Origin of the sequence: Dyadobacter luticola, from assembly GCF_005860805.1 — a bacterium.
Classification (GTDB): Bacteria; Bacteroidota; Bacteroidia; order Cytophagales; family Spirosomataceae; genus Dyadobacter; species Dyadobacter luticola.
This window is the reverse complement of sequence record NZ_VCEJ01000008.1, coordinates 447,623-469,110: the sequence shown is the minus strand read 5'-3', so window position 1 is coordinate 469,110 and position 21,488 is coordinate 447,623. Positions and strand designations below refer to the sequence as shown.

19 protein-coding genes and 1 tRNA gene are annotated in these 21,488 nt (G+C 45.3%); 15 read left to right on the top strand and 5 right to left on the bottom strand.

The genetic code is table 11. From position 1 onward, the window contains the following. Positions 1 to 100 precede the first annotated feature (100 nt). Positions 101 to 736: a Crp/Fnr family transcriptional regulator gene (locus tag FEN17_RS25905; protein WP_138368306.1), complete on the top strand. Its 636-nt coding sequence runs from the start codon at positions 101 to 103 to the stop codon at positions 734 to 736. 79 nt (positions 737 to 815) lie between these two features. Here FEN17_RS25905 and FEN17_RS25900 read toward each other — a convergent pair. The 4 genes from FEN17_RS25900 to FEN17_RS25885 all read right to left on the bottom strand — a co-directional run bounded on the left by FEN17_RS25900 (position 816) and on the right by FEN17_RS25885 (position 3,022). After that, a tRNA-Asn gene (locus tag FEN17_RS25900) sits at positions 816 to 889 on the bottom strand. Positions 890 to 975: 86 nt separating this feature from the next. Further along, positions 976 to 1,257, bottom strand: coding sequence for a hypothetical protein (locus tag FEN17_RS25895; protein WP_138368305.1), 282 nt, complete (start codon positions 1,255 to 1,257; stop codon positions 976 to 978). A 23-nt stretch (positions 1,258 to 1,280) separates the two neighbouring features. Beyond that, a complete protein-coding gene (gene rsmG, locus FEN17_RS25890; protein ID WP_138368304.1) occupies positions 1,281 to 1,901 on the bottom strand; it encodes a 16S rRNA (guanine(527)-N(7))-methyltransferase RsmG in 621 nt (206 codons plus the stop codon). Continuing rightward, a complete protein-coding gene (locus FEN17_RS25885; protein WP_138368303.1) occupies positions 1,892 to 3,022 on the bottom strand; it encodes a glycosyltransferase in 1,131 nt (376 codons plus the stop codon). The genes rsmG and FEN17_RS25885 overlap by 10 nt, the downstream gene beginning before the upstream one ends. A gap of 109 nt (positions 3,023 to 3,131) precedes the next feature. On the opposite strand from FEN17_RS25885, the gene tgt reads away from it, so the two are divergent. The 13 genes from tgt to FEN17_RS25820 all read left to right on the top strand — a co-directional run bounded on the left by tgt (position 3,132) and on the right by FEN17_RS25820 (position 19,898). Continuing rightward, entirely contained in the window at positions 3,132 to 4,265 is a 1,134-nt protein-coding gene (gene tgt, locus FEN17_RS25880; protein ID WP_138368302.1) for a tRNA guanosine(34) transglycosylase Tgt, read from the top strand. A gap of 222 nt (positions 4,266 to 4,487) precedes the next feature. Further along, positions 4,488 to 5,942 carry an OmpA family protein gene (locus FEN17_RS25875; RefSeq protein WP_138368301.1) on the top strand — a complete coding sequence of 485 codons (1,455 nt, stop codon included), beginning with the start codon at positions 4,488 to 4,490 and terminating at the stop codon, positions 5,940 to 5,942. A gap of 124 nt (positions 5,943 to 6,066) precedes the next feature. After that, positions 6,067 to 7,170 carry a UDP-galactopyranose mutase gene (gene glf, locus FEN17_RS25870; protein ID WP_138368300.1) on the top strand — a complete coding sequence of 368 codons (1,104 nt, stop codon included), beginning with the start codon at positions 6,067 to 6,069 and terminating at the stop codon, positions 7,168 to 7,170. 143 nt (positions 7,171 to 7,313) lie between these two features. Then, positions 7,314 to 9,644, top strand: coding sequence for a GumC family protein (locus FEN17_RS25865; RefSeq protein ID WP_138368299.1), 2,331 nt, complete (start codon positions 7,314 to 7,316; stop codon positions 9,642 to 9,644). Between the two features lie 8 nt (positions 9,645 to 9,652). Beyond that, positions 9,653 to 10,654 (top strand): N-acetylneuraminate synthase family protein, encoded by a 1,002-nt coding sequence (locus FEN17_RS25860; RefSeq protein WP_138368298.1) that lies wholly within the window; start codon positions 9,653 to 9,655, stop codon positions 10,652 to 10,654. Position 10,655: 1 nt separating this feature from the next. Continuing rightward, positions 10,656 to 11,807, top strand: a complete 1,152-nt coding sequence (gene neuC / locus FEN17_RS25855) for a UDP-N-acetylglucosamine 2-epimerase (RefSeq protein ID WP_138368297.1) — start codon at positions 10,656 to 10,658, stop codon at positions 11,805 to 11,807. After that, entirely contained in the window at positions 11,807 to 12,541 is a 735-nt protein-coding gene (locus FEN17_RS25850; RefSeq protein ID WP_138368296.1) for an acylneuraminate cytidylyltransferase family protein, read from the top strand. Before neuC ends, FEN17_RS25850 begins: the two co-directional genes overlap by 1 nt. Next, entirely contained in the window at positions 12,468 to 13,868 is a 1,401-nt protein-coding gene (locus FEN17_RS25845) for a CDP-glycerol glycerophosphotransferase family protein (protein WP_138368295.1), read from the top strand. The genes FEN17_RS25850 and FEN17_RS25845 overlap by 74 nt, the downstream gene beginning before the upstream one ends. Beyond that, positions 13,856 to 15,253 (top strand): O-antigen ligase family protein, encoded by a 1,398-nt coding sequence (locus tag FEN17_RS25840; RefSeq protein ID WP_229208997.1) that lies wholly within the window; start codon positions 13,856 to 13,858, stop codon positions 15,251 to 15,253. The genes FEN17_RS25845 and FEN17_RS25840 overlap by 13 nt, the downstream gene beginning before the upstream one ends. Further along, a complete protein-coding gene (locus tag FEN17_RS25835) occupies positions 15,246 to 16,232 on the top strand; it encodes a glycosyltransferase family protein (protein WP_138368294.1) in 987 nt (328 codons plus the stop codon). Before FEN17_RS25840 ends, FEN17_RS25835 begins: the two co-directional genes overlap by 8 nt. A gap of 323 nt (positions 16,233 to 16,555) precedes the next feature. Beyond that, positions 16,556 to 17,311, top strand: a complete 756-nt coding sequence (locus FEN17_RS25830; RefSeq protein ID WP_138368293.1) for a TerC family protein — start codon at positions 16,556 to 16,558, stop codon at positions 17,309 to 17,311. A gap of 7 nt (positions 17,312 to 17,318) precedes the next feature. After that, positions 17,319 to 19,337, top strand: a complete 2,019-nt coding sequence (gene dnaG, locus FEN17_RS25825; protein ID WP_138368292.1) for a DNA primase — start codon at positions 17,319 to 17,321, stop codon at positions 19,335 to 19,337. Between the two features lie 12 nt (positions 19,338 to 19,349). Beyond that, entirely contained in the window at positions 19,350 to 19,898 is a 549-nt protein-coding gene (locus FEN17_RS25820; RefSeq protein ID WP_138368291.1) for a DUF4136 domain-containing protein, read from the top strand. Between the two features lie 74 nt (positions 19,899 to 19,972). Here FEN17_RS25820 and FEN17_RS25815 read toward each other — a convergent pair whose 3' ends face one another. Further along, the gene (locus FEN17_RS25815; RefSeq protein WP_138368290.1) at positions 19,973 to 20,275 is read right to left on the bottom strand and encodes a YtxH domain-containing protein; all 303 of its coding nucleotides are present in this window, start codon (positions 20,273 to 20,275) and stop codon (positions 19,973 to 19,975) included. Positions 20,276 to 20,332: 57 nt separating this feature from the next. On the opposite strand from FEN17_RS25815, the gene FEN17_RS25810 reads away from it, so the two are divergent. Then, a complete protein-coding gene (locus FEN17_RS25810; RefSeq protein WP_229208996.1) occupies positions 20,333 to 21,484 on the top strand; it encodes a YCF48-related protein in 1,152 nt (383 codons plus the stop codon). Positions 21,485 to 21,488 lie beyond the last annotated feature (4 nt).

The following is a 21,488-nucleotide window of genomic DNA, read 5'->3' as shown; positions in this document are numbered from 1 at the left end:
AGGCACAAAATTCGAAACCTGAAACTGGCCAGTCAGTGATAATTGTCACATTGCAGGAAATGAATTGCGGCTAACTTTGGAATACAAACAAGGAGTATATATGAACGCAGATACAGCACATTACCTGGACACCGTTTTCCCGGATTTTGAACCGGAACTTAAAGTAAGGCTTGCAGCAGAATCGTCATTGAAGCAAATTCCAGCGGGCGAAGTGATCATGCGAACGGGTCAGTATTTTAAGTATACATTGTTGATAGCCAGCGGAAAAGTGAAGCTATATCGCGAAGGTGATGATGGGGAAGAAGCTTACATTTACACATTGCAGGCCGGGAATGCCTGTGCGCTTTCCATGATCTGTAACACCCGTCAGCAAACGAGCGAGATCACGGCAGTGACCCTGGAAGACACCGTCGCGATCATGGTGCCTATTCAGCTGATGGACAATCTGATGCAGCAATACAAAAGCTGGTATTACTTCGTGATCGACAATTACCGGTCCCGGTTTGAAGAGCTGTTAACCGTTTTGGACAGTGTTGTTTTCAAAGGAATGGACGAGCGGCTGGAATTTTACCTAAAAAATCAGGTGAAAAACCGTGGTACAAAGGAGCTTTCAATGACCCATTCTGAAATAGCGAATGATCTCAACACGTCCCGCGAGGTGGTTTCCCGGTTGCTGAAAAAGATGGAGCAAAATAAAAAGATACAGCTTTTCCGAAGCCACATTATCTGGCTCTGAATCTGACGTGTTGATAAACAAAAAAACACTTAGCGATTTCTCACTAAGTGTTTTCGAAGCGGCGGACCGCGTTTGAAGGCTCCCGAAGTTGGGCTCGAACCAACGACCCTCTGATTAACAGTCAGATGCTCTAACCGGCTGAGCTATTCAGGAATCTTAATCCGGTTTGTTTACTCGAATTGTGGGTGCAAATGTAAGTAAAGTGGATATACAGCGCAACATTATGCCTTAAAAAAATGTCAGCTCTGCACCTTTTGCAAGATTAACTCCTTGACTTTCTTAGCATCTCCTTTTGTAAAATTGTTGATAATAATTTCAGGACGCATGCGTGGAATGATCCTCACTGTGGAAAAGAACATTCCACTATCCACTTCTACACCGGAAATATCGGAGTAAAAAACAAAGTTGTCGGTACTCTTGAAAAGCTTGCTGACTTTGAAGGTTACGCCTTTTTCTCCGAAAGTGACTTCATCAGGAAAAAATGGATTCATCAATCCACTGGCGCTAAAACGCTCGTTCATAAGAATAGGTTATTTTAAAATGTTCACAATGGTACGTATACGACCTTTTTTGTCTCAAAGAATTCTTCGTCAAAATAGTCGGAAAGCTCGTAAATACGCGACTTTTGGTTCAACTCGGATAGTTCTTCGGACAGGTCGCCTCCTTTCAGATATAAAATCCCGTTCCTGAGATCGTGAAAAGAGTTACGGCTGATATTTTTTTTCACCCAGCCAACGAAGGGCGCCATACGCGTCACCGCCCGGCTCACCACAAACTCGTAGCTGTCTTCCAATTTTTCGGCCCTGATCTGCTCCGCCCTCACATTATCCAGTTTAAGCGCTACCGCGATTTCCTGCACGACCCGGATTTTTTTTCCGATACTATCCACCAAATGAAACTGCGCCTCCGGGAACATGATCGCCAGCGGGATCCCCGGAAAACCTCCCCCGGTACCCACGTCGAGTATATTTGTACCGGCTTTGAACGTCTGCACCTTGGCAATACCCAGAGAATGCAGGATATGTCTCTCATATAATGTATCAATGTCCTGGCGGGAAATCACATTGACGCGCGCATTCCAAAACTGGTACAGTTCGCCCATCTCCCCAAATTTAGCGAGCTGATTTTCTGTCAGATCCAGAAAATATCTTTTAATTAATTCCATGTTTTGCGGGGCCTTCTCCTGGTCATTGTCCTAACCCCGAAAATGAGGTAGTACAAGAACAACGCGAAGTCCATAAATAAAAAGGTAAACCACTCCACAGTTTTGTCGAGCTTGACATTAATGATCACCAGTAAAAACCACTGAATGATCCACCGAACACCGATTAAAATACCCAGATATTGTAAAAATAGAATGTCTCGCATTATTAGCCCATAAAAAAGAGCTACAATTCCGGCAGCCCAGATTGCCACGTGCGTTCCGGAAAGCATTCCCAGCAAGATCTTGTTCCGCATTTTGTAATACCGGCTCACCGAAATGTGCCGCTGCTTTTGCCTGAACCAATCTTTCCAGGTCAGTTTGGGCTCGGAGTACACGAAGGAATCTTCTTCTATTGAAATGGTGGTGTTGGAGCTTGTGGAGACTTCGTTCAGAAAAATATCATCGTCTCCCCCGAAAACGTGTTTATGCGTGTAAAATCCTTTGTTGGCAAAAAACACCGAGCGCTTATATAATATGTTGCGACCTACACCCATATAGGTCATTCCGGCGAGCGCGAAAGAAAGATATTGGACGGCTGTATAAAATGTCTCGCAGCGTATAAACCAGTTGAGTATGCCGGCCTTCTTTATATAAGGTGAAAATCCGAGCACAATATCCTTATCCTCGGCCACCCGCGAAGTCATGGCGGTGATCCAGTGATTGGAGGAAGGCCTGCAATCGGCGTCGGTCATCAAAGCGATCGGATATTTGGCCTGCTTCATACCGACGGTCAATGCATATTTTTTGGGTGTTACATGGTCAAACTGATCGTTGATGCGGATATATCTTATATGTCTCCACTGCTGAATGTTGCCTCTGATAAAATCTTCACTGCCATCGTCGGAGCGGTCGTCGAGCAGGATCACTTCAAACTCCGGGTACTCCTGGGCGTCGAGTAGTGGGAGCAGTTCCGTCAGGTTATCCCGCTCGTTCCAGGCACAAACGAGCACTGTTACGCCGGGCATGGTGTTGCCATAATTTGCGCCTTTTCCGTAAAATGCCAGTCGTGTAAAAAAGAAGAGATAATAGAATAGCTGAACAGCTACAAACGCTCCCAGCGCATATAATAGATAATCGGCCACAATAGAAGAGAGAAGTAAAATTTTATCATATTCTTACAAATATACAGTCATTGGCAGCAATGTTCGAGACCTTCAACCTATTTTTGCGGCTTAGAAATCAAAACATTTAATGAAGTTTACACTACAAGCTGAGGACCCCGGGTCGAAGGCGAGAGCGGGGTTTATTGAAACGGATCACGGGGTAATTCAGACGCCGATATTCATGCCTGTGGGTACGGCCGGGACGGTAAAAGCAGTTCACCAGCGCGAGTTAAAAGAAGATATTAAAGCGCAGATCATTCTTGGAAATACCTATCATTTATATCTCCGGCCTGGGCTCGACATTATGGAAAGAGCCGGAGGGTTACATGCCTTTAACGGCTGGGACAGGCCAATACTGACCGACAGTGGCGGATACCAGGTGTATTCCCTGGCAGGGACGGGCCGAAAGATCAACGAGGAAGGTGTGGTATTTAAGTCACACATTGACGGTGGGGTTCACACCTTCACCCCAGAAAATGTGATGGACATTCAACGGACGATCGGGGCTGACATTATCATGGCTTTTGACGAGTGCACCCCCTACCCCTGCGATTTCACCTACGCCCGGAAATCCATGGAAATGACGCACCGCTGGCTGACACGCTGCTGCGCAAGATTTGATAGTACGCAACCCCGCTACGGACATAGTCAGACACTTTTCCCGATTGTGCAGGGCAGTGTTTATAAAGATCTTAGGGTTCAATCTGCGGAATTTATTGCGTCCTGCGAAAGAGAGGGAAATGCGATCGGCGGCCTGTCGGTGGGAGAACCCGCGGAAATCATGTATGAACTTACCGAAGTGGTTTGCGATATCCTGCCAAAAGACAAACCCCGCTACCTGATGGGTGTGGGTACGCCTTCCAATATCCTCGAATGCATTGCGCTGGGCGTAGATATGTTCGACTGTGTAATGCCAACCCGCAATGCGCGTAATGGCATGATTTTTACTACTGAGGGTATCGTGAACATTCGCAACGAAAAGTGGAAGGATGACTTCTCACCAATCGATGCTGGCCTGGGCGGGTATGTTAGTACTTTTTACAGTAAGGCATATCTGAGACATTTGGTAAAATCCAATGAAATGCTGGGTGCGCAGATTGCAAGTGTTCATAACCTCACTTTTTACCTTTGGCTGGTGAATACGGCGAGAGAGAAAATAATAGAGGGAAATTTCCTTTCCTGGAAGCGGGAAGTGGAAAAAAAATTAAATCAACGGCTTTGAAAGTTCAGAAAAGGGCGTTTCTTCGAATAAATTTTAAATTTATTATCAGGAAACTTTTCCATTTCGATCATGTTCGGTTGATTAAATGATATTGTTAACCTATTTTTGTCGCACTAGGCATTTGGTTAATGCACGATTGGCCATGAATTAAATATATAACTTTACTCATAATTGACTATAGATCAATTCCTAGTTAATCTTAATAACGCTAACTTGAATAGTATGAAAAAAGTATCCCAGTTGATTTGTTCGTTTGCCTTGGGGGCAATGATGGCGCTGCCTTCATTGGCGCAACCACTAGAGCAACCGAATTCTCCGGATTACAATCCCAAAGCAACCTATGATGGCCCTTACAAATTGAACACCTGGTCAATTTCAGCACACATCGGCCCATCCATGTTTTTTGGCGATTTGAGAGAATATGATTTTTGGCCTGTTACCAAAACAAATTCCGACAGCCACAAAGAATCCGGAACAATCCAGGGCGGTTTAACTTTAAACAAACAGCTTTCATACTGGTTCGGATCACGTCTTGACCTTTCTATTGGTAACCTGAGAGGTATGAAACGCCGGATGTACAACCGTTATTTTGAAGGCAACTATTTTGATGCATCTGTTGCGGGAACTGTTAACCTGAAAGGGCTTTTAATGGGACCTAATAAAATGAAACGCTGGAAAATCGATGCGTATGTGGGTGTAGGTCAGGTTTTCTACAACTCAACTGCTTACGATCTGACGGGTGGCGTGAATCTTCGTGAAACCGGCAGCAAAAATGACTGGATCATTCCTACCGGCTTGAACATTAACTACGAAGTAACTAAAAGAATTGATATCGGTCTTGACTTCCGTTACAACCATACCAACTCTGACTACCTGGATGCAACTTACGGTGGTGACTATGACAGAACGCCAAACAGCTTCATCATCGGTGATCAAAAAACTTCTCACAAAGGAAATTCAGAACTGGACGGCTACGGCTACGGATCTATCCAGGTAACTTACAAACTGGGTAAAAATCCTTTGAAAGTTCAGAAAGTGGATGGCAAATGGGATTACAAGCCAGACGAAGGCGGATATTACCACCTACGTTACACAGATCCAAAAGTGCTGATCAAGCCACCAAAAATTCTTACGCTTGAAGAGATGGACTCAGTGGCAAAAGCCAACCGTCCAAAAGATATCGACCCACGTTTGTTGCTTGATACAGATGGTGACGGTGTTTCTGACTTCTTCGATAAAGAGCCTAATTCACCAGCTGGTAGCATTGTTGACGGTGGTGGTCGCGTACTTGACTTTGACGCTTACGTTAAAAATGCACTTAAAAATGGTGCGGCTTGCAGCGAGATCTTCGCAAACGTAATGTTCGAAACAGATAAAAACACCATTACTCCTGAGGCTCAGGAAATGCTGAAAAACGTAGCTAAGTTGATGAACCTGAACGGTTGCCGCCTGCAATTGGCTGGACACACTGACCGTCGTGCTTCTGACCGCTACAATGTAGCACTTTCGAAACGCCGCGTGGATGCAGTGAAAAACTACCTGATCAACGAAGCGGGTTTGACTGATCCTAGCAAAGTGATTGTTGACTACTTCGGTTCATTCAAACCAATCGCTGATAGCGCAAAACGTGAAGGTTTACAGAAAAACCGCCGTGTAGAACTGAAACTGCTTCCATAATTTTTGGAAATGATATCCGAAGAAAGGCTCCCCAACAGGAGCCTTTCTTTTTGCCACTTCATGCTATAAACTAAAATTCGAGTTATGTAACACATTATACCTATCACTTTAATTCAAACACTTAATGAAACAATACGACTATCTGATAGTAGGCGCAGGTTTGTGGGGTTCAGTTTTTGCACACGAGGCAACAAAAAGAGGGAAGAAATGTTTGGTAGTAGACCGCAGGCAGCACACCGGCGGTAACATTTACTGCGAAAATGTGGAGGGAATCAATGTTCACAAATATGGTGCGCACATCTTCCATACCAATGATAAGGACATTTGGGATTATGTGAATTCATTTGTTGAGTTCAACCGGTACACCAATTCTCCCGTAGCGAACTTTAACGGTGAGCTGTATAATTTGCCATTTAATATGAACACTTTCTACCAGCTGTGGAAAGTGAAAACTCCGGAAGAGGCGAAGGCAAAAATTCAGCAGCAAGTAGAAGAAGCAGGTATCACCGATCCGAAAAACCTGGAAGAACAAGCGATTTCATTGGTTGGGACAGATATTTACGAAAAGCTGATCAAAGCTTACACAGAAAAACAGTGGGGACGCAAAGCCACTGAACTTCCCGCATTTATCATCAAGCGCCTGCCTGTAAGGTTTACATTTGACAATAATTATTTTAACGACAAATATCAGGGCATCCCTATCGGTGGCTACAACAAGCTGACCGAGGGGCTTCTGGCGGGTGTTGAAGTGAGGCTGGGAATCGATTTTATGCAGGATAGAGCGTCCCTTTCCGCTCTTGCTGAAACCGTTGTGTTTACTGGTCCGATCGACGAGTATTTTAATTTCCAATTCGGGCAGCTGGAGTACCGGGGCTTACGGTTTGAAAATCAGCTTCTTGACCAGGAAAACTATCAGGGAAATGCGGTAGTCAACTATACGGATGGTGAAACGCCATTTACGCGTATCATTGAGCACAAGCATTTTGAGTTTGGCACACAGCCCAAAACGGTGATCACGCACGAATTCCCGGAGGAGTGGGTGAAGGGTGCTGAGCCTTATTATCCTGTGAATGATGACAAAAACACGGCGGTTTTTAACCAATATAAAGCGCTCTCTGCACAGGAAGAAAATGTAATTTTTGGAGGACGGCTGGCCGAGTACCGGTACTATGATATGCACCAGGTTGTCGCGTCAGCATTGAAAAAAGTAAAGGTGCATTTCGACTAATTCCTTTGCCGAATAGCATTCAAAAACCCTGTTCATTCTACGGAAATGGACAGGGTTTTTTATTTGAAAAAAATATTTGCAAAAAGTGCGTTACCTAATTTACAAGTGCGCGTCTAAATCATACCACCCTCTTTTTGAAAACAATGAGCGGAAAAGATCTAGCAGCACTTACCAACTTTAAAAGTAGAAATTCCAGCCAGCAGCAGTTTTACCTGCTCCCTGAAATCCGTGCACATTGGTACTGGTTTGTAGTCTCCTTTATTCTCTGCACGACCATTTCGCTACTCTATCTGCGTTACGCCACGCCTCGCTACACAGTCACAGGCTCACTTTTGATTCGTGACGAATCGCGTGGCGGTGATCTGGGTGATGGTACTGTGCTGGAAGAGCTGGGTGTATCTTCCTTTAAAAACAGCATTGATAATGAGGTAGAAATCCTGAAAAGCCGCAGCCTCATGGAGGGTGTGGTGGATGACCTACAATTGCAGGTACGGTATTTCGCAACTGGCCGGGTGAAAGCTGCGGAGTTGTATGATAAGTCTCCTTTCCATCTCAGATTTTTGAAGGCGCCCACTTCCTCAGATCCTGCTACATATAATCTTACGCTTACTGATCAATGTTGTTACCAGCTATCTATGCAGGATCAGCATTTCAGAGGGCGGTTTGGAGAAACAATTAAGCTGCCTCATGGCTTAGCAATCCTGACAAAAACACGTTTCAAGCCAGCAAAAGACGATACTTATTCCATCCTTATTTCATCTCGCGAAGAGACATTTCGAAAATATGCTGAGGCGCTTTCAGTTTCTGTGACCAACAAGCTGGCCAGCCTTGTTGATCTTTCTATTCACGACAATTTACCGGCAAAAGGTGAGGCGATTCTACGAACTCTTCTGGCCAATTACCTCAGGTTGAGCATTCTGGATAAAAACAGAATTGCAGACAGTACCATCGCTTTTCTTGACAAAAATCTTCTGGAAGTCACAGCGGAACTTGCTGGTATTGAAAAAGGTATCGCCCTTTTTCGAAAGAATCACAAGGTGGTTAACCTTACGGAGACCGGACGGTTACTTCTGCAAAGTGCAGATCGTTATGCGCAGGAAGAAAATGGGCAGCTAGTCAGATTTAAAGTGTTGACGGAGCTTCAAAACAATCTGCTAAAAGATGAACGGTTTATTGTCCCTTCCTCACTATTTCAGCAGGCGCCGGGCTTCGCTGAGATTGCTGCAAAATTCAATGAAGTACAGCTTCTGCGACGAAAGGCACTTTTAACTATTTCTGAGCCGCATCCGCGCATCGCAGAATTTGAAAGTCAGATCGAAATGCTGCGGCAAAGCTTATTGGAAGGAATTGGTGATCAAATGTTTGAGTTGCAAATCAGCATTGCGGCTTTGCGAAGATACAATGACAGCATTCAGATTGAAATTGCAAAAATCCCCATCCTGGAAAAAACCCAGCTGGATTTTACGCGGCAGCAGCAACTCAAACAGGACTTATATCTTTTTCTGCTAAAAAAGAAGGTCGAAACCGCTATCTCAAAATCCTCAGCTATCGCGGCCGGACGGATTATTGATCCACCAAAAGCCAACCCAAAACCGACTAATCCAAGCCACCAGCTTGTGCTGCTGATGTCCGGATTGATTTCCATAGGTATCCCGCTGGGCCTTTTGCATTTGAAGAACATTCTGGATGATCGGATAACCGGTAAAACAGAGATTGAAGAAAATTGCCGTGCTCCGATATTCGCTGAGATCAGCTACGAGAAAATGCCTTTAGGGAAGCGGCTTGACCTGAATGCGCGCGGTATGTTGGCCGAACAGTTCCGGGCGCTGCGGACGAACATTCAATTTTTGAATGCAAATAAAGATTGCCAGACCATTTTGATCACGTCGAGTTCGGGAGGTGAAGGAAAATCATTTCTGGCCATCAACCTGAGTCACTCGCTGGCGCTGGCAGGAAAAAAAGTAATTCTTGCAGAGCTGGACTTGCGCAAACCAACGATCGGCAACATCCTGAGATTGAGGAAGGTTGGATTCCGTGAGCTGCTGACATCCGCGGCTAACCTGGATGCAGTTATCCAGCCCTCTCCCGGCGAACTTTTCTTCGACGTGATTACTTCGGGCTTACCTCCACCCAACCCAGTTGAAATGCTGGCATTACCCAAGTTGGAGGAAATCGTTTCCACGCTGAGAGGCAGATACGACTACATTATTTTCGACACGCCGCCGATTGGGCTTGTGACGGACGCACGACTACTGAGCCGGTTTTCGGATCTGTCACTGTATGTTGTTCGCCAGCATTTCACATTCAAGAGCCATTTAAATGACATTAACCGAATTTTTGAAGATGACCAGTTTCCGGCACTACGCATCATTCTCAATGGCGTCAAACCCAATGCACGCTATCAATATGACTACGGCTATGGAATCGAAAACCGAAGCTTTTTTGACAAACTATTAAATAAACTAAAATTTTAACCAGCACAATGACAAGCATTTATATCATGGGGGAAGTGGGGCAGGCGCATGAAGGAAACATCGCCCTCGCACACGCATACATTGACGCCCTCGCCGAATGTGGGGTCGACGCGGTCAAGTTCCAGATACATATTGCCGAAGCGGAAAGCAGCATTCACGAGCCATTTCGGGTTCCTCTTCGATACTGTGATGAAACCCGCATGGAATACTGGCGGCGCATGGAGTTTACTGAAAAACAGTGGGTTGCATTGAAGGACCATTGCGAGTCGCGCGGGCTGGACTTTGTTGCAAGTCCGTTTTCGATCGAGGCTGTGGAATTGCTGGAAAGGATCGGGGTTACGACATTCAAGATTGGATCGGGAGAAGTTAATAATCCGCTCATGCTGGAAAGAATAGCGGAGTCTGGTAGAGACATCATTCTTTCGTCGGGAATGAGTTCGCTGACTGAACTGGACAATGCAGTAGAATTTCTCAAAAATCGAAACTGCCGGATTTCGCTGTTGCAATGTACTTCGGCGTATCCCACCGCGCCGCGTCAGTGGGGTATCAATATGATAGTCGAGCTAGATAACCGATATCAGATACCTATCGGCTTTTCTGATCATTCAGGGGATATTTTCGCCTGCCTTGCCGCTGCAAGTTCGGGCGCCCGGCTGCTCGAATTTCACATTGTTTTCGATAAAAGAATGCCTGGACCGGATGCCACTTCTTCACTGACAATCGCACAAGCCACTGAAATGATTAGAGGCGTGCGGCAAATCGAAATGGCTTTAAGTAATCCGGTTGATAAGTCGGATTGTTCGGGATTCGAAAACCTGAAAGTCATTTTCGGCAAGTCACTGGCTGTTAATAAATCGCTTAAAAAGGGACACAAGCTAACATTTGAAGATCTGGAAGCCAAGAAGCCAGCGGGTTTTGGCATTTCTCCCAAATATTTTGGGACGGTTCTATGCCAAGCACTTACCCGCGACATTCAGAAGTGTGATTTTTTAACCGAAGCCCATTTATAATATGAGGAAAATTTGCGTAGTCATCACTGCAAGAGCCAGTTTTGGGCGTGTAAAAACAGTTTTGTTGGCGATTAAAAATCGACAGGATTGTGATTTACAACTGATAATATGCGGCAGCGCACTTTTTGACAAATTCGGATCTCCTGTAAACTGGATAGAAGATGACGGTTTTGAGATCACGGCAAAAGTCAACACCCTGCTCGAACCCGGCCAGGTTACAGCAGCCGCGAAAACAACCGGCTTAGGAATTATTGAACTTTCAACAATTTTCGAAAACCTGCGGCCGGACATCGTCGTGACCATTGCCGACCGCTACGAAACGATGGCAACCGCGATCGCCGCCAGCTACATGAACATTCCGCTCGCGCACATTCAGGGTGGCGAAGTGACTGGAAACATTGACGAGAAAGTACGGCATGCAGTCACTAAATTGGCCGATCTACATTTTGTAGCTACCACTGCTGCCAGGCAGCGCGTTTTGAAATTGGGTGAATCTCCGGACAAGATTCATCTTACCGGCTGCCCTTCGATTGACATTGCAATGGGAATCTCTAAGCGTAACTCCTTGACTTTTGAGCCTTACAAATTATATGGCGGTGTGGGCGAGGAGCCCGATCTGGCTCAACGTTACCTGGTCGTTTTACAGCATCCTGTTACTACGGAGCTGGGCAATGCCCAATCGGACATTACGTGTACGCTGGAAGCGATTAAAACGGTCAACTTACCTACACTTTGGTTCTGGCCAAATGCTGATCCGGGGACTTGCGGTATTTCTAAGGGTATCCGAACATTTCGGGAAGCAAATGACGGCTTGCCGATCCACTTTTTCCGGAGCATGCGGACGGAGCATTTTCTTGAACTGATCAAAAATTCAGCTTGCCTGATTGGGAATTCGAGCACCGGAATCCGTGAAGCTGCCTACCTGGGCGTGCCGGTGGTGAATATTGGAAACAGACAAAATGGAAGGGAAAGAGGCCAAAATGTAGTAGATGTAACGCCCAATACGGATCTGATCGAACAGGCGATACGGCATCAACTTAACCACGGCCCCTACCCTCCCGACTTTCTTTACGGAAAAGGCGACGCCGGGCGACAGATAGCGCAAATACTGGCAGAAGCAACATTAACATTTGACAAGCAAATCACATTCTGATGAATGCTAAACCTCAATTTCTCGGACTTATCCCGGCACGGGCCGGCTCGAAAGGCATTCCTGGAAAAAATATGAAGCTTTTGGGCGGTAAACCTTTAATTGCCTATACCCTGGAATCTGCACAATGTTCGAAGTTGCTGGATAAGATCATTGTTTCAAGTGACTGCGAAAAGACGGTGGATTTTGCAAGACAATATGCAGGAATTGAAGTCCCATTCTTGCGGCCAGCCGAGTTTTCCGGCGATCAGTCTCCGACGACTGAGGTAGTAAAACATGCTTTGGAACATTACGCAAAAGCTGGCGTCACATTCGATTATGTAGTTCTCTTACAGCCGACTACGCCATTTCGAGGCTCTGATTTGATTGATAGGTGCATCACACATTTACTCAAAACCAAATCCGACAGCCTGGTCACCATCCAGAAAATTCCGGATCGGTATAATCCGCATTGGGCGCTTGAACAGCAAGCCGACTGCTGTCTTCAATTTTTTTCGCATCAAAAAATAATCACCCGCCGCCAGGACTTACCGGCTACATTTTACCGGGATGGAAAAATCTACATCACCCACAAGTCGCTGATTGAAAAGGGCGAAATGCTGGGCGGTAAAATCGCAGGCTTTATAACTGAAAATGAACCCAATATTAACATTGACACACCCTATGACTGGCAGTTGGCAGAAAGAGAAGTCAGGAGAATCTGTAAAAAAGAAAGTGCTGCTGCTGATCACCAATAGCTTTGCAGCCACCAATATGATTCATAGCGGATTGCTCAAACAGCTTTCGGATCGATATCAAATCGACATTCTTTCGACCATGATCGGTGAAAAAGAAATGGCGGAAATTAACCGGCGCTATGATATGGAAGTTGGTCTTTTAAATGTGCACCTGCCGCCCGAAAATAAGACTTTAAGATTTCTCAGAAGAGTTGAAAAATTGATTTTCTCTGTCCATTTCAACATTGAAACCTATCAGATCAAGGTGTTGGAAATGCAAGCGGTTTTTCGCTTCGCAGCCTGGCTGGTCAGATTGTCGCCCGCAGTGACGGTATTTGCACTTCGCTTTTTGCGAAAACTGATCATTAACATTTCTACGCATCACTTAAACGCCGCCGATTTTTCAGCGTATCATTTTGACGGAGTCATTTCCACATCGCCGCTGGACATTCGGGAAAATAGCACGGTCAATGTGCTCGCAAAGAGGAAAATAAGGTCTCTTGCAATGATTATCAGCTGGGATAATTTGACCTCAAAAGGCATTATGAATGCTAAACACAATTATGTGCTGACCTGGAATACCGTGATGGCCAGCGAATTTGAGCGGCTTTACACGATTTTTAAAGGTGACGAAAAATTGTGCGTGACGGGTATTGCAAGATTTGATACTTATTTTCAAAATAGCTCAGCGGAAAGTAGTGCAGCATTTCGGAAAAGGCTTTCAATACCTCCCGCCAACAAAATCATTTTTTTCGCTACCAGCGCCTGGAAGCATTTTCATTATCAGTCCGATATCGCCGCTGATCTTATATCATACATTCAGCTGCATCCCGGAATTGATCTGATCGTCCGATGTCATCCAGCAGATCGTCCCAAGGATTATCAAGCATTTGAAAACTTGAATAATGTACACATTCAGTATTGTGACGCTACTGATTCTGAGCTGGATAACAAATTTTACCGCTGGCTCCCCGATCCGGATTTTTTGAATTCACTGAAAACGACCCTTCAAAATTGTGACGTCTGCATCCAGGTCGCCTCTACCATCCGCCTCGATGCCGCGGCTTGCAATAAGCCTGTCATCAGCATTGCCTATGACGGCCGCCAGCAACTCCCCTACCCGATTTCCGTGCGGCGGCTTTACGATTATTCACATCAGATTCCTTTAAATAAGCTCGGTATTGATAAGATGGCGCATAGTAGGCGAGAACTTTTCCGTCACCTCGATCAGACATTGAATGATCCCCAGCCAAACGATTATGTAAGGCAGGTGTTGCCTTTCATTCATTTTAATGAAGCGAAGTCAGTCGATACCATTTTAGATTGTGTGCAGGAATGGTTGAGATAATGTTTGAAACGGGTCGGAAAGCATTGATTTCCTTGGTGATTGTATTGATCGTCAGCCAAATTTTTCCTGACTTACTAATATTCGGCGAAAGCACATTTCAAACGATTATCGTCTTGACCTGCTATTTATATGTTGCGCTCGCGCTTTTCGGACCTTCAAGGCATCGGTTATTTCACGTCCTCAGCATCCCGGTTTTCTCGCAATTCCTGCATCTGTTTCAGAAATATGCCTTTACTGCTGGCGCAAATTCGGGTTGGCGGCTGCTACCATTTATCATGCTGCTGATGTACTTTTTTAACTTCTTTCTCAAAGTCAATGTGCATTTGTCCAGAAATGAAAAGCTTTTTCTCTTGACCTGGATCACTACACAACTCGGCTTTCTGACGATTTCCCCCAACCTCGCAAACACTGTTTTCGGTGGACTACTTTTCTACCTCGCAATATTGCCACTCTTCTTTTTATATCTCCACACATTGAGCGAAGCCACTGATTTTCAGTCAAAAATGGAAATGTATTTGTGCCTGCTTTACTTCATTCTCGGTTTCGGCACATTCGGACTAATTTTCGCCGGGGCTGCGTATAAAGGTTCCGACAACCTGCTGGTAACCCGCAATATCTCCGATACCAATGTTACGATGGCTTATTTTATTCTGCTCTGGCCGTTTGCATTGCTATTTTTTCAGCGAAACCGGCTGCCTACTTACATCCTGATCACGCTGCTCGGCATTTTCGTCGGAATCGTTATTTTCTCATTTTCCCGAGGCGCTGTTTTTATCGTCGCACCCTATCTTTTTATCACAACCGGGATCATTTTTCAACGCAGGCAAATTGTCTGGCTGGCAGGCGCTTTATTAGTTATTTCCTTCTTTTTCAAAAACATCACCCATGCATTTGAGGATCAAGGACTTGGTTACTCCTGGGGTTTGCGATTTGGCGGCGCGGCGGCGCCTTTGGCTGCCGTGCAAAAGCTACAAGCCAGCAGTGGACGCGCAGAAATACATGCGATCGCCTACGATCTATTCCTGAAAAGCCCGCTTTTCGGTCACGGGACAGGAAGTTTTGAGATGCTCGGGCCGGGTTACCGGGAGGCACATTCACTGCTTTTCACTTTGCTGGCCGAGCAGGGACTTATCGGAACATTATACTTCTACATTCTTCTCGCGATACTCGCATTAACATTAATTCACGCGACGCGATTGGACAAAAGATACTGGCTACTAACTATTTCACTACTCTTTTATCTCATTTTCAACCACACCGTCGGGAGCGTTTTCGTGATTATTCCTGGCAAAAGCATCACCATTAATTGCATCGCTCCCATCCTGCTGCTTTGTCTTTTCTTTTATTCAAGAAGCGCCGCCAATATTCCCGACCAAAATGGCTAAGATTCTGATTTTAGGAAAGACACCTCCACCCATCGGGGGAATCACGAATCATGTGAAAAGGCTAGTCGAAAATCTCCCGAAATCCGGTTTCCACGATTTCACTTTCTGTGATTTAGGAAAAGTTAACGCGCAGATTAATCTTGCAAATATTTTAAAACACAAAAACATTCACCTGCACATATCGCGTCCCGGACTGCAATGTTTATTTGCGATTTTTTGTAAAATGTCCCGGAAACGTCTGATCATCACCTACCACGGAAATTGGGGGCGATACGATTGGTTGGGAAATTTATTGGTAAACCTCTCAGCCTGGCTTGCGTACATTCCGGTTGTGCAAAATGAGGCTAGTTTGAAAAAGGCGCTTTGCTGGAACCGGCGCGCTGTCAATATTTCAACTCACCTGCCGTCCCCACCTTTGAAAAAGCCGGATATGCTTCTGGCTAAAATTTTAAAAGAATTTAGAAAAAAATATAATCTCGTGCTCTGCTCCAATGCCTGGAACCTCACTTTTGAAAAAAATGGAAAAGAAACATACGGCATCTCCGATCTGATCAATCGCATAAAAAACGAAGCCGACATTGGCCTGATCATTTCAGATCCGTCTCGTAATTATCAGAAATTCATCATTGAAAAGTCAGGCAGCATTCCCGAAAATGTCATTTTCATCACCGAGCCGTATGATTTCAGGCACATTCTTACATTCTCAGATGCCTTCATCCGTAATACCACTACCGACGGTGTATCACTATCCATCCACGAAGCCTGGGAGCTGAATGTGCCGGTACTCGCATCGGAGGCGGTACCGCGACCAACATTCTGCGAAGTGTTTAAGGACATCCAAGAAATTGATTTTGAGATGTCTATCAATCGGGCAAAGAAATTGCTGAAAAGCGGAAATCCAGAGAAAGCGGGGAAAGATGTGATGGAAAATTTAGTGGATCTGTATACGTCAATGCTATCGGACGAGAGAAGAATGTAGTTGGTTAGAAAAAAACAAAGGCATAGAAAAATTTCCATGCCCTGTTTCACACTATACACACACTATATTTTTAATATCTATATATCTCGTCGGATAGTTTCTTAACTCAGTTTCAATACCGCAAAATAACAAACTAAAGTAATTAGAAAAAAACTTTCATTTGGGATTTTCTAAATTCTAATAAGAAAATAATGGACAATTCTCCAAAACTTCTTCATTGATCTTAGCTAGGGCATCAAATTTACGGAAATATTATTTAAATATTGTTCAAACTACCACACCTGATTAATTTCGTACAAACAATACTCACCTAATTTTTTTTCATGGAAGCGTTTTTTACGGTTGATGCTCTGATAAGTATGCTTACGCTGACCTTGCTCGAAGTTGTTCTTGGGATAGATAATATCATTTTTATCACGATTGTAGCTGGCAAACTTCCGGCTGATCAGCGGAAAAAGGCACAAAATAATGGTTTGCTTATTGCCCTGGTACTGCGCGTAGCCTTACTTTTTGCGATTTCATGGGTGATCGGTCTAAAAGAGGATTTGCTTACGATTTTCGGCCATGGTTTCAGCGGCCGCGACCTGATCCTGCTCTGCGGCGGACTTTTCCTGCTTTATAGTACCACCAAAGAAATACACCACAAGCTCGAAGGCGAGACCGAGGAGGCACCCACTCCCGGCGCGGCCAGCAAAGGCTCATTGACTTTCGGAAGCGCCCTGATCCAGATCGCTTTGCTCAACATTATCTTTTCTTTTGACTCTGTGCTTACCGCCGTCGGGCTGGTGAAAGAAATCCCGATTATGATTGCTGCGGTGGTAGCTTCTACATTTATTATGATCGCTTTTGCCGCTAAAATCGGCGATTTTGTAAATAGTCACCCGTCGATTAAAATTTTAGCGCTCTCTTTTTTGTTGATGATCGGTACCCTGCTGGTCGCCGAAGCATTTCACTACGAGATTCCGAAAGGTTATGCTTACTTCGCGATGGCGTTCTCTTTTGTGGTCGAGCTGCTGAACATGCGTCTTGACAAAAATGCGAAAGAAGGCCCCGTGAAACTGCGCGACCGCGTTAAATAACTGATTTATGCGCATTAATCCCGAAACCGTTGACCGTATCAAGCACGCTGCAGATATCGTGGAAGTGGTTGGGGATTTTGTATCTCTCAAAAAAAAGGGCGCAAACTATTCTGCCTGCTGCCCTTTTCACAATGAGAAAACCCCATCATTCAATGTAAATCCGTCGCGGCAGATTTATAAATGTTTTGGCTGTGGCGCGGCCGGCGATTCTATCAAATTTGTGATGGATATTGACGGCATCGGGTACGGCGAGGCATTGCGCTATCTTGCTAATAAATACAACATTGAGATCCAGGAGGAGGAGCTGACGGACGATGAAACGCTCCGGCAAAATGAGCGTGAAAGCCTCTACATTATCCTCAACTACGCCAAGAATTTTTATCAGAAACAGCTGAATGACAGCGAGGAAGGTCAGGCAATCGGGCTGAGCTATTTTCGGGAAAGAGGTTTTTCAGGGGATATCCGCAAGAAATTTGAACTCGGATATAGCCTCGATACCTGGGATGCATTCTCCAAAGAAGCGCTTGAAAAAGGTTATTCTGCTGAAATTTTAGAAAAAGCCGGGTTACTGATCCGTCGGGAGGAAAGCCGTCCGGGCGACAGGAATTCTCCTGGCTACGACCGTTTCAGGGGGCGCGTGATATTTCCGATCCACCATGTTTCGGGGAAAGTGATTGCATTTGGCGCGCGGATCCTTAAATCGAATGCCGGTCAAAAGGCCAATCAGCCTAAATATCTGAACTCGCCCGAGACGGATGTTTATCACAAAAGTGAAGTCCTCTACGGAATTTATCAGGCCAAAAACGCGATCCGCCAGCTGGAACATTGTTATCTGGTAGAAGGCTACACGGATGTAATTTCCCTGCATCAGGCTGGAATTGAGAATGTTGTAGCGTCATCCGGCACTTCGCTGACTGTTGAGCAGATTCGTCTGATCGGTCGGTTCACACCCAATGTGACTATTTTATATGATGGGGACATTGCCGGGATTAAAGCTGCGTTGCGCGGGCTGGACCTGGTTTTGGAGGAAGGTTTGAATGTAAACATTGTCCTTTTTCCAGATGGTGATGACCCCGATAGCTTTGTCAGAAAAGTGGGTGCGGAGGCATTCAAGGCATATTTAAAGAAAGCTTCCAAAGATTTTATTTCTTTCAAAACTGAAATCCTGCTGCAAGATGCGGGCAATGATCCTTTCAAAAAGGCGGCGCTGATCGGCGAAATTGTGCAGAGCATTGTGAAAATACCGGACGTGATCAAGCGGCAGGTATTTTTTCAGCGGACGTCGGAAATGATGAAGGTCGACGAGCAAATGCTGATCACGGAAGGCAACAAATTGCTCCGGAAACTGCATGCTCAGAAACCACAGGAAAGAAAAAGTCGACCTGATAATGCGGCGCCGGGCGGTCCAAATGACCTCGATTTTCTGTCAGGAATGGAATTTCGGGACGATTCGGAAATCCCTGCCGATTTGTTTTTCCCGGAAGAAGATGTCCCCGAGGCGCCGCAGCGGACCAAACTGCATTACCAGGAAGAAGCATTCGTGAAATTGCTGGTGGTGCATGGTACAAAAGAACTGGAACCGACAATTACGGTTTGCCAGTATGTGCTGAGCCAGATTGAGGGAATTGATTTCAAAGATCCGGTTTTCCATCATTTGCTGACACTTTTCCGTGAAAATTACAGCCGGAACCACGTCTTGCCGACCGATTATTTCGTGCAACATCATGAGGCTGAGATCCGTAGTATTGCCATCGAGTGGCTTACTGCCAAACATGCATTGAGTGAACTTTGGGCGGAGAAATTCGAGATATATGTGCCTTTTGAGACGGACGTTTTAGACAAAACAGCCTTTAACAACATTCTGAGGCTGAAAAAAGCATTTGTTGAGGAAAGAATGAAGGTATGTCTGCAGCATGCCGTCCAGGCCTCTTCGGAAGAGGAACAACTCGCTATTATGGCGGAATTTATGCATTTCAAGCACATTAGTATGGCTGCGGCAAAGGAATTGGGGAGTGTGATCGGTTAAAAATTGATCGTTATGAAAAAAAGTCTGCAACTACTTCTCTTGTTTTCCGCGGTGCTTTTAATGGACTGCGGTTCTTCTTACAAAGTGCTGAAACCGAAAAAAGAGGCTGATTTCAGGCTTTCTAACTACGCCACTTTCGGGTTTTACGACATCGATGCCTCCGGCGATACAATTCCCGCAAATTTTCAGCGGAATGTTGACATCATTAAAACGGCCATATCTGAGAATTTGCAATCGAGAGGTCTCGATGAGGCGCGGGATGCCAATTTAAAAATCAACATTGCATTGAATGTAAAAGAGCAGGTTCAGACCAGGCAAACGGATTTTCGGAGTGAAGGTTTGCCGAGGTATATGGGCCAGCGGCGGTATTCCTGGAAAAGTGAAGAAGTGGTGGTTGGGAAATACCGCGAGGGCACATTGATGATCGATCTTGTGGACGCGGCGAGTAATAAAATGGTATGGCAGGGAGGCGGCAGCGGGATTATTCCGGAGAAGAGCAAAAACTTCAAGGAAGACATTGACAATCTTGTCAGGGAACTTATTGCCGGCGTACCTAAGTAATAAATACATTCACAACACGCAAAAAAGGGCCGATTCGTTTAGAACCGGCCCTTTTTGTATTCTTAATCTAATTCTTATGCGTTGTTGTTGACAACATTGCGAACTCTGTCGTTCACATTATCAGCAACATTTGTCGCCTTGTCTTTCACCGTATTTACGTTTTTCAAAAAACCTTCTTTCAGTTTATCAGCCAGTGCAGATAATTCTTCGAGGCTTTTTTCGTAGGTATCTTTCGCAGATCCGCTCAGGTCAGTTGCCTTGTGCTTGATCAATTTGCGCGTGTCTTTTCCGTTTTTAGGAGCAACCAAAAGCCCGATAGCAATACCAGATAACAAAGCACCTATCGCGCCGATCAAAAATTTTTCATTCTTGTTCATATGAATTTCCTATTTTGTGATTATTAATGACTTAGAACTTTACCAGATAAAAATACTGTGCCAAATTACCTTTTACTGCCCAAATGCAAGTTTGCAGGGCCTTTTCACTATCTCTTACTAATTATTACACTTACTACTTCATTACCTGGCAAAGCCCAGTGGAAACTTTATAACATTACGCCAGCCGTGAATATGCGGGCGGTACACACCCTCACCCCAAGTACTTGCTGGATTGGCGGCTCAGGAGGTACAATTCTGAAAACAACAAACGGCGGAAAGCGCTGGTCAACATTCAAAGTGCCGGGAGCCGATTCTCTGGATTTTCGGGATATTCATGCCTTTAATAGAGAGGTTGCCGTGGCGATGAGCGCGGGTACTGCAGAGACGGATAAAGCTAAAATTTACCGGACCGAAGACGGCGGAAAAAGCTGGAACCTTGTGTACCAAACTACACAAAATGGGGTTTTTCTGGATGGAATCGACTTTTGGGATAAAAATAAGGGTATCTGCCTGGGTGACCCTATCGACGGACATCTGTATATATTGACTACTGAGGATGGTGGAAAAAGCTGGCAGGAATTACCGCTGGAAAAACGTCCAGTGGCCGAACCCGGAGAAGCTTCTTTTGCTGCAAGCGGCACCTCGATCCTGGCCACCGGCAAAGGCAATGTTTATATTGGAACCGGCGGCAGCAAATTCGCGCGGGTTTTCAGATCGGAGGATTATGGGCGTTCCTGGGAGGTATCGGCTACGCCTCTGGCGGCAGGCCCAACCAGCGGCATTTTTGGATTAAGGTTTTGGACAAAAAAACATGGAATGGCTGTGGGTGGCGATTATAAACGTACAACCGACTCAACCCAAAATGTGTTAATGACAACCGACGGTGGCATTACCTGGAAGCTGACCGCCATGACAAAACCGACCGGATTGAAGGAATGCGTGGCGCTTTATCACAAAACCGATGCGATCTGGACTGGCGAAACGGAGTTACGCGCAGACGATTATGCGCTGATTGCGACCGGGCCGTCGGGCAGCAGTTATAGTATTGATAAAGGAAAATCGTGGCGGCAGCTCGGTATAGAAGGTTTTCACGCCGTAAGCTTTGCAGCTAATGTTGGCTACGCAGTTGGTGCGAAAGGTTTAGTTGGAAAAATTGAAAAAGTATCGATGAAAAAGAAAAGGCGGCGACTTCAACTAATTGAAGAATAGCACG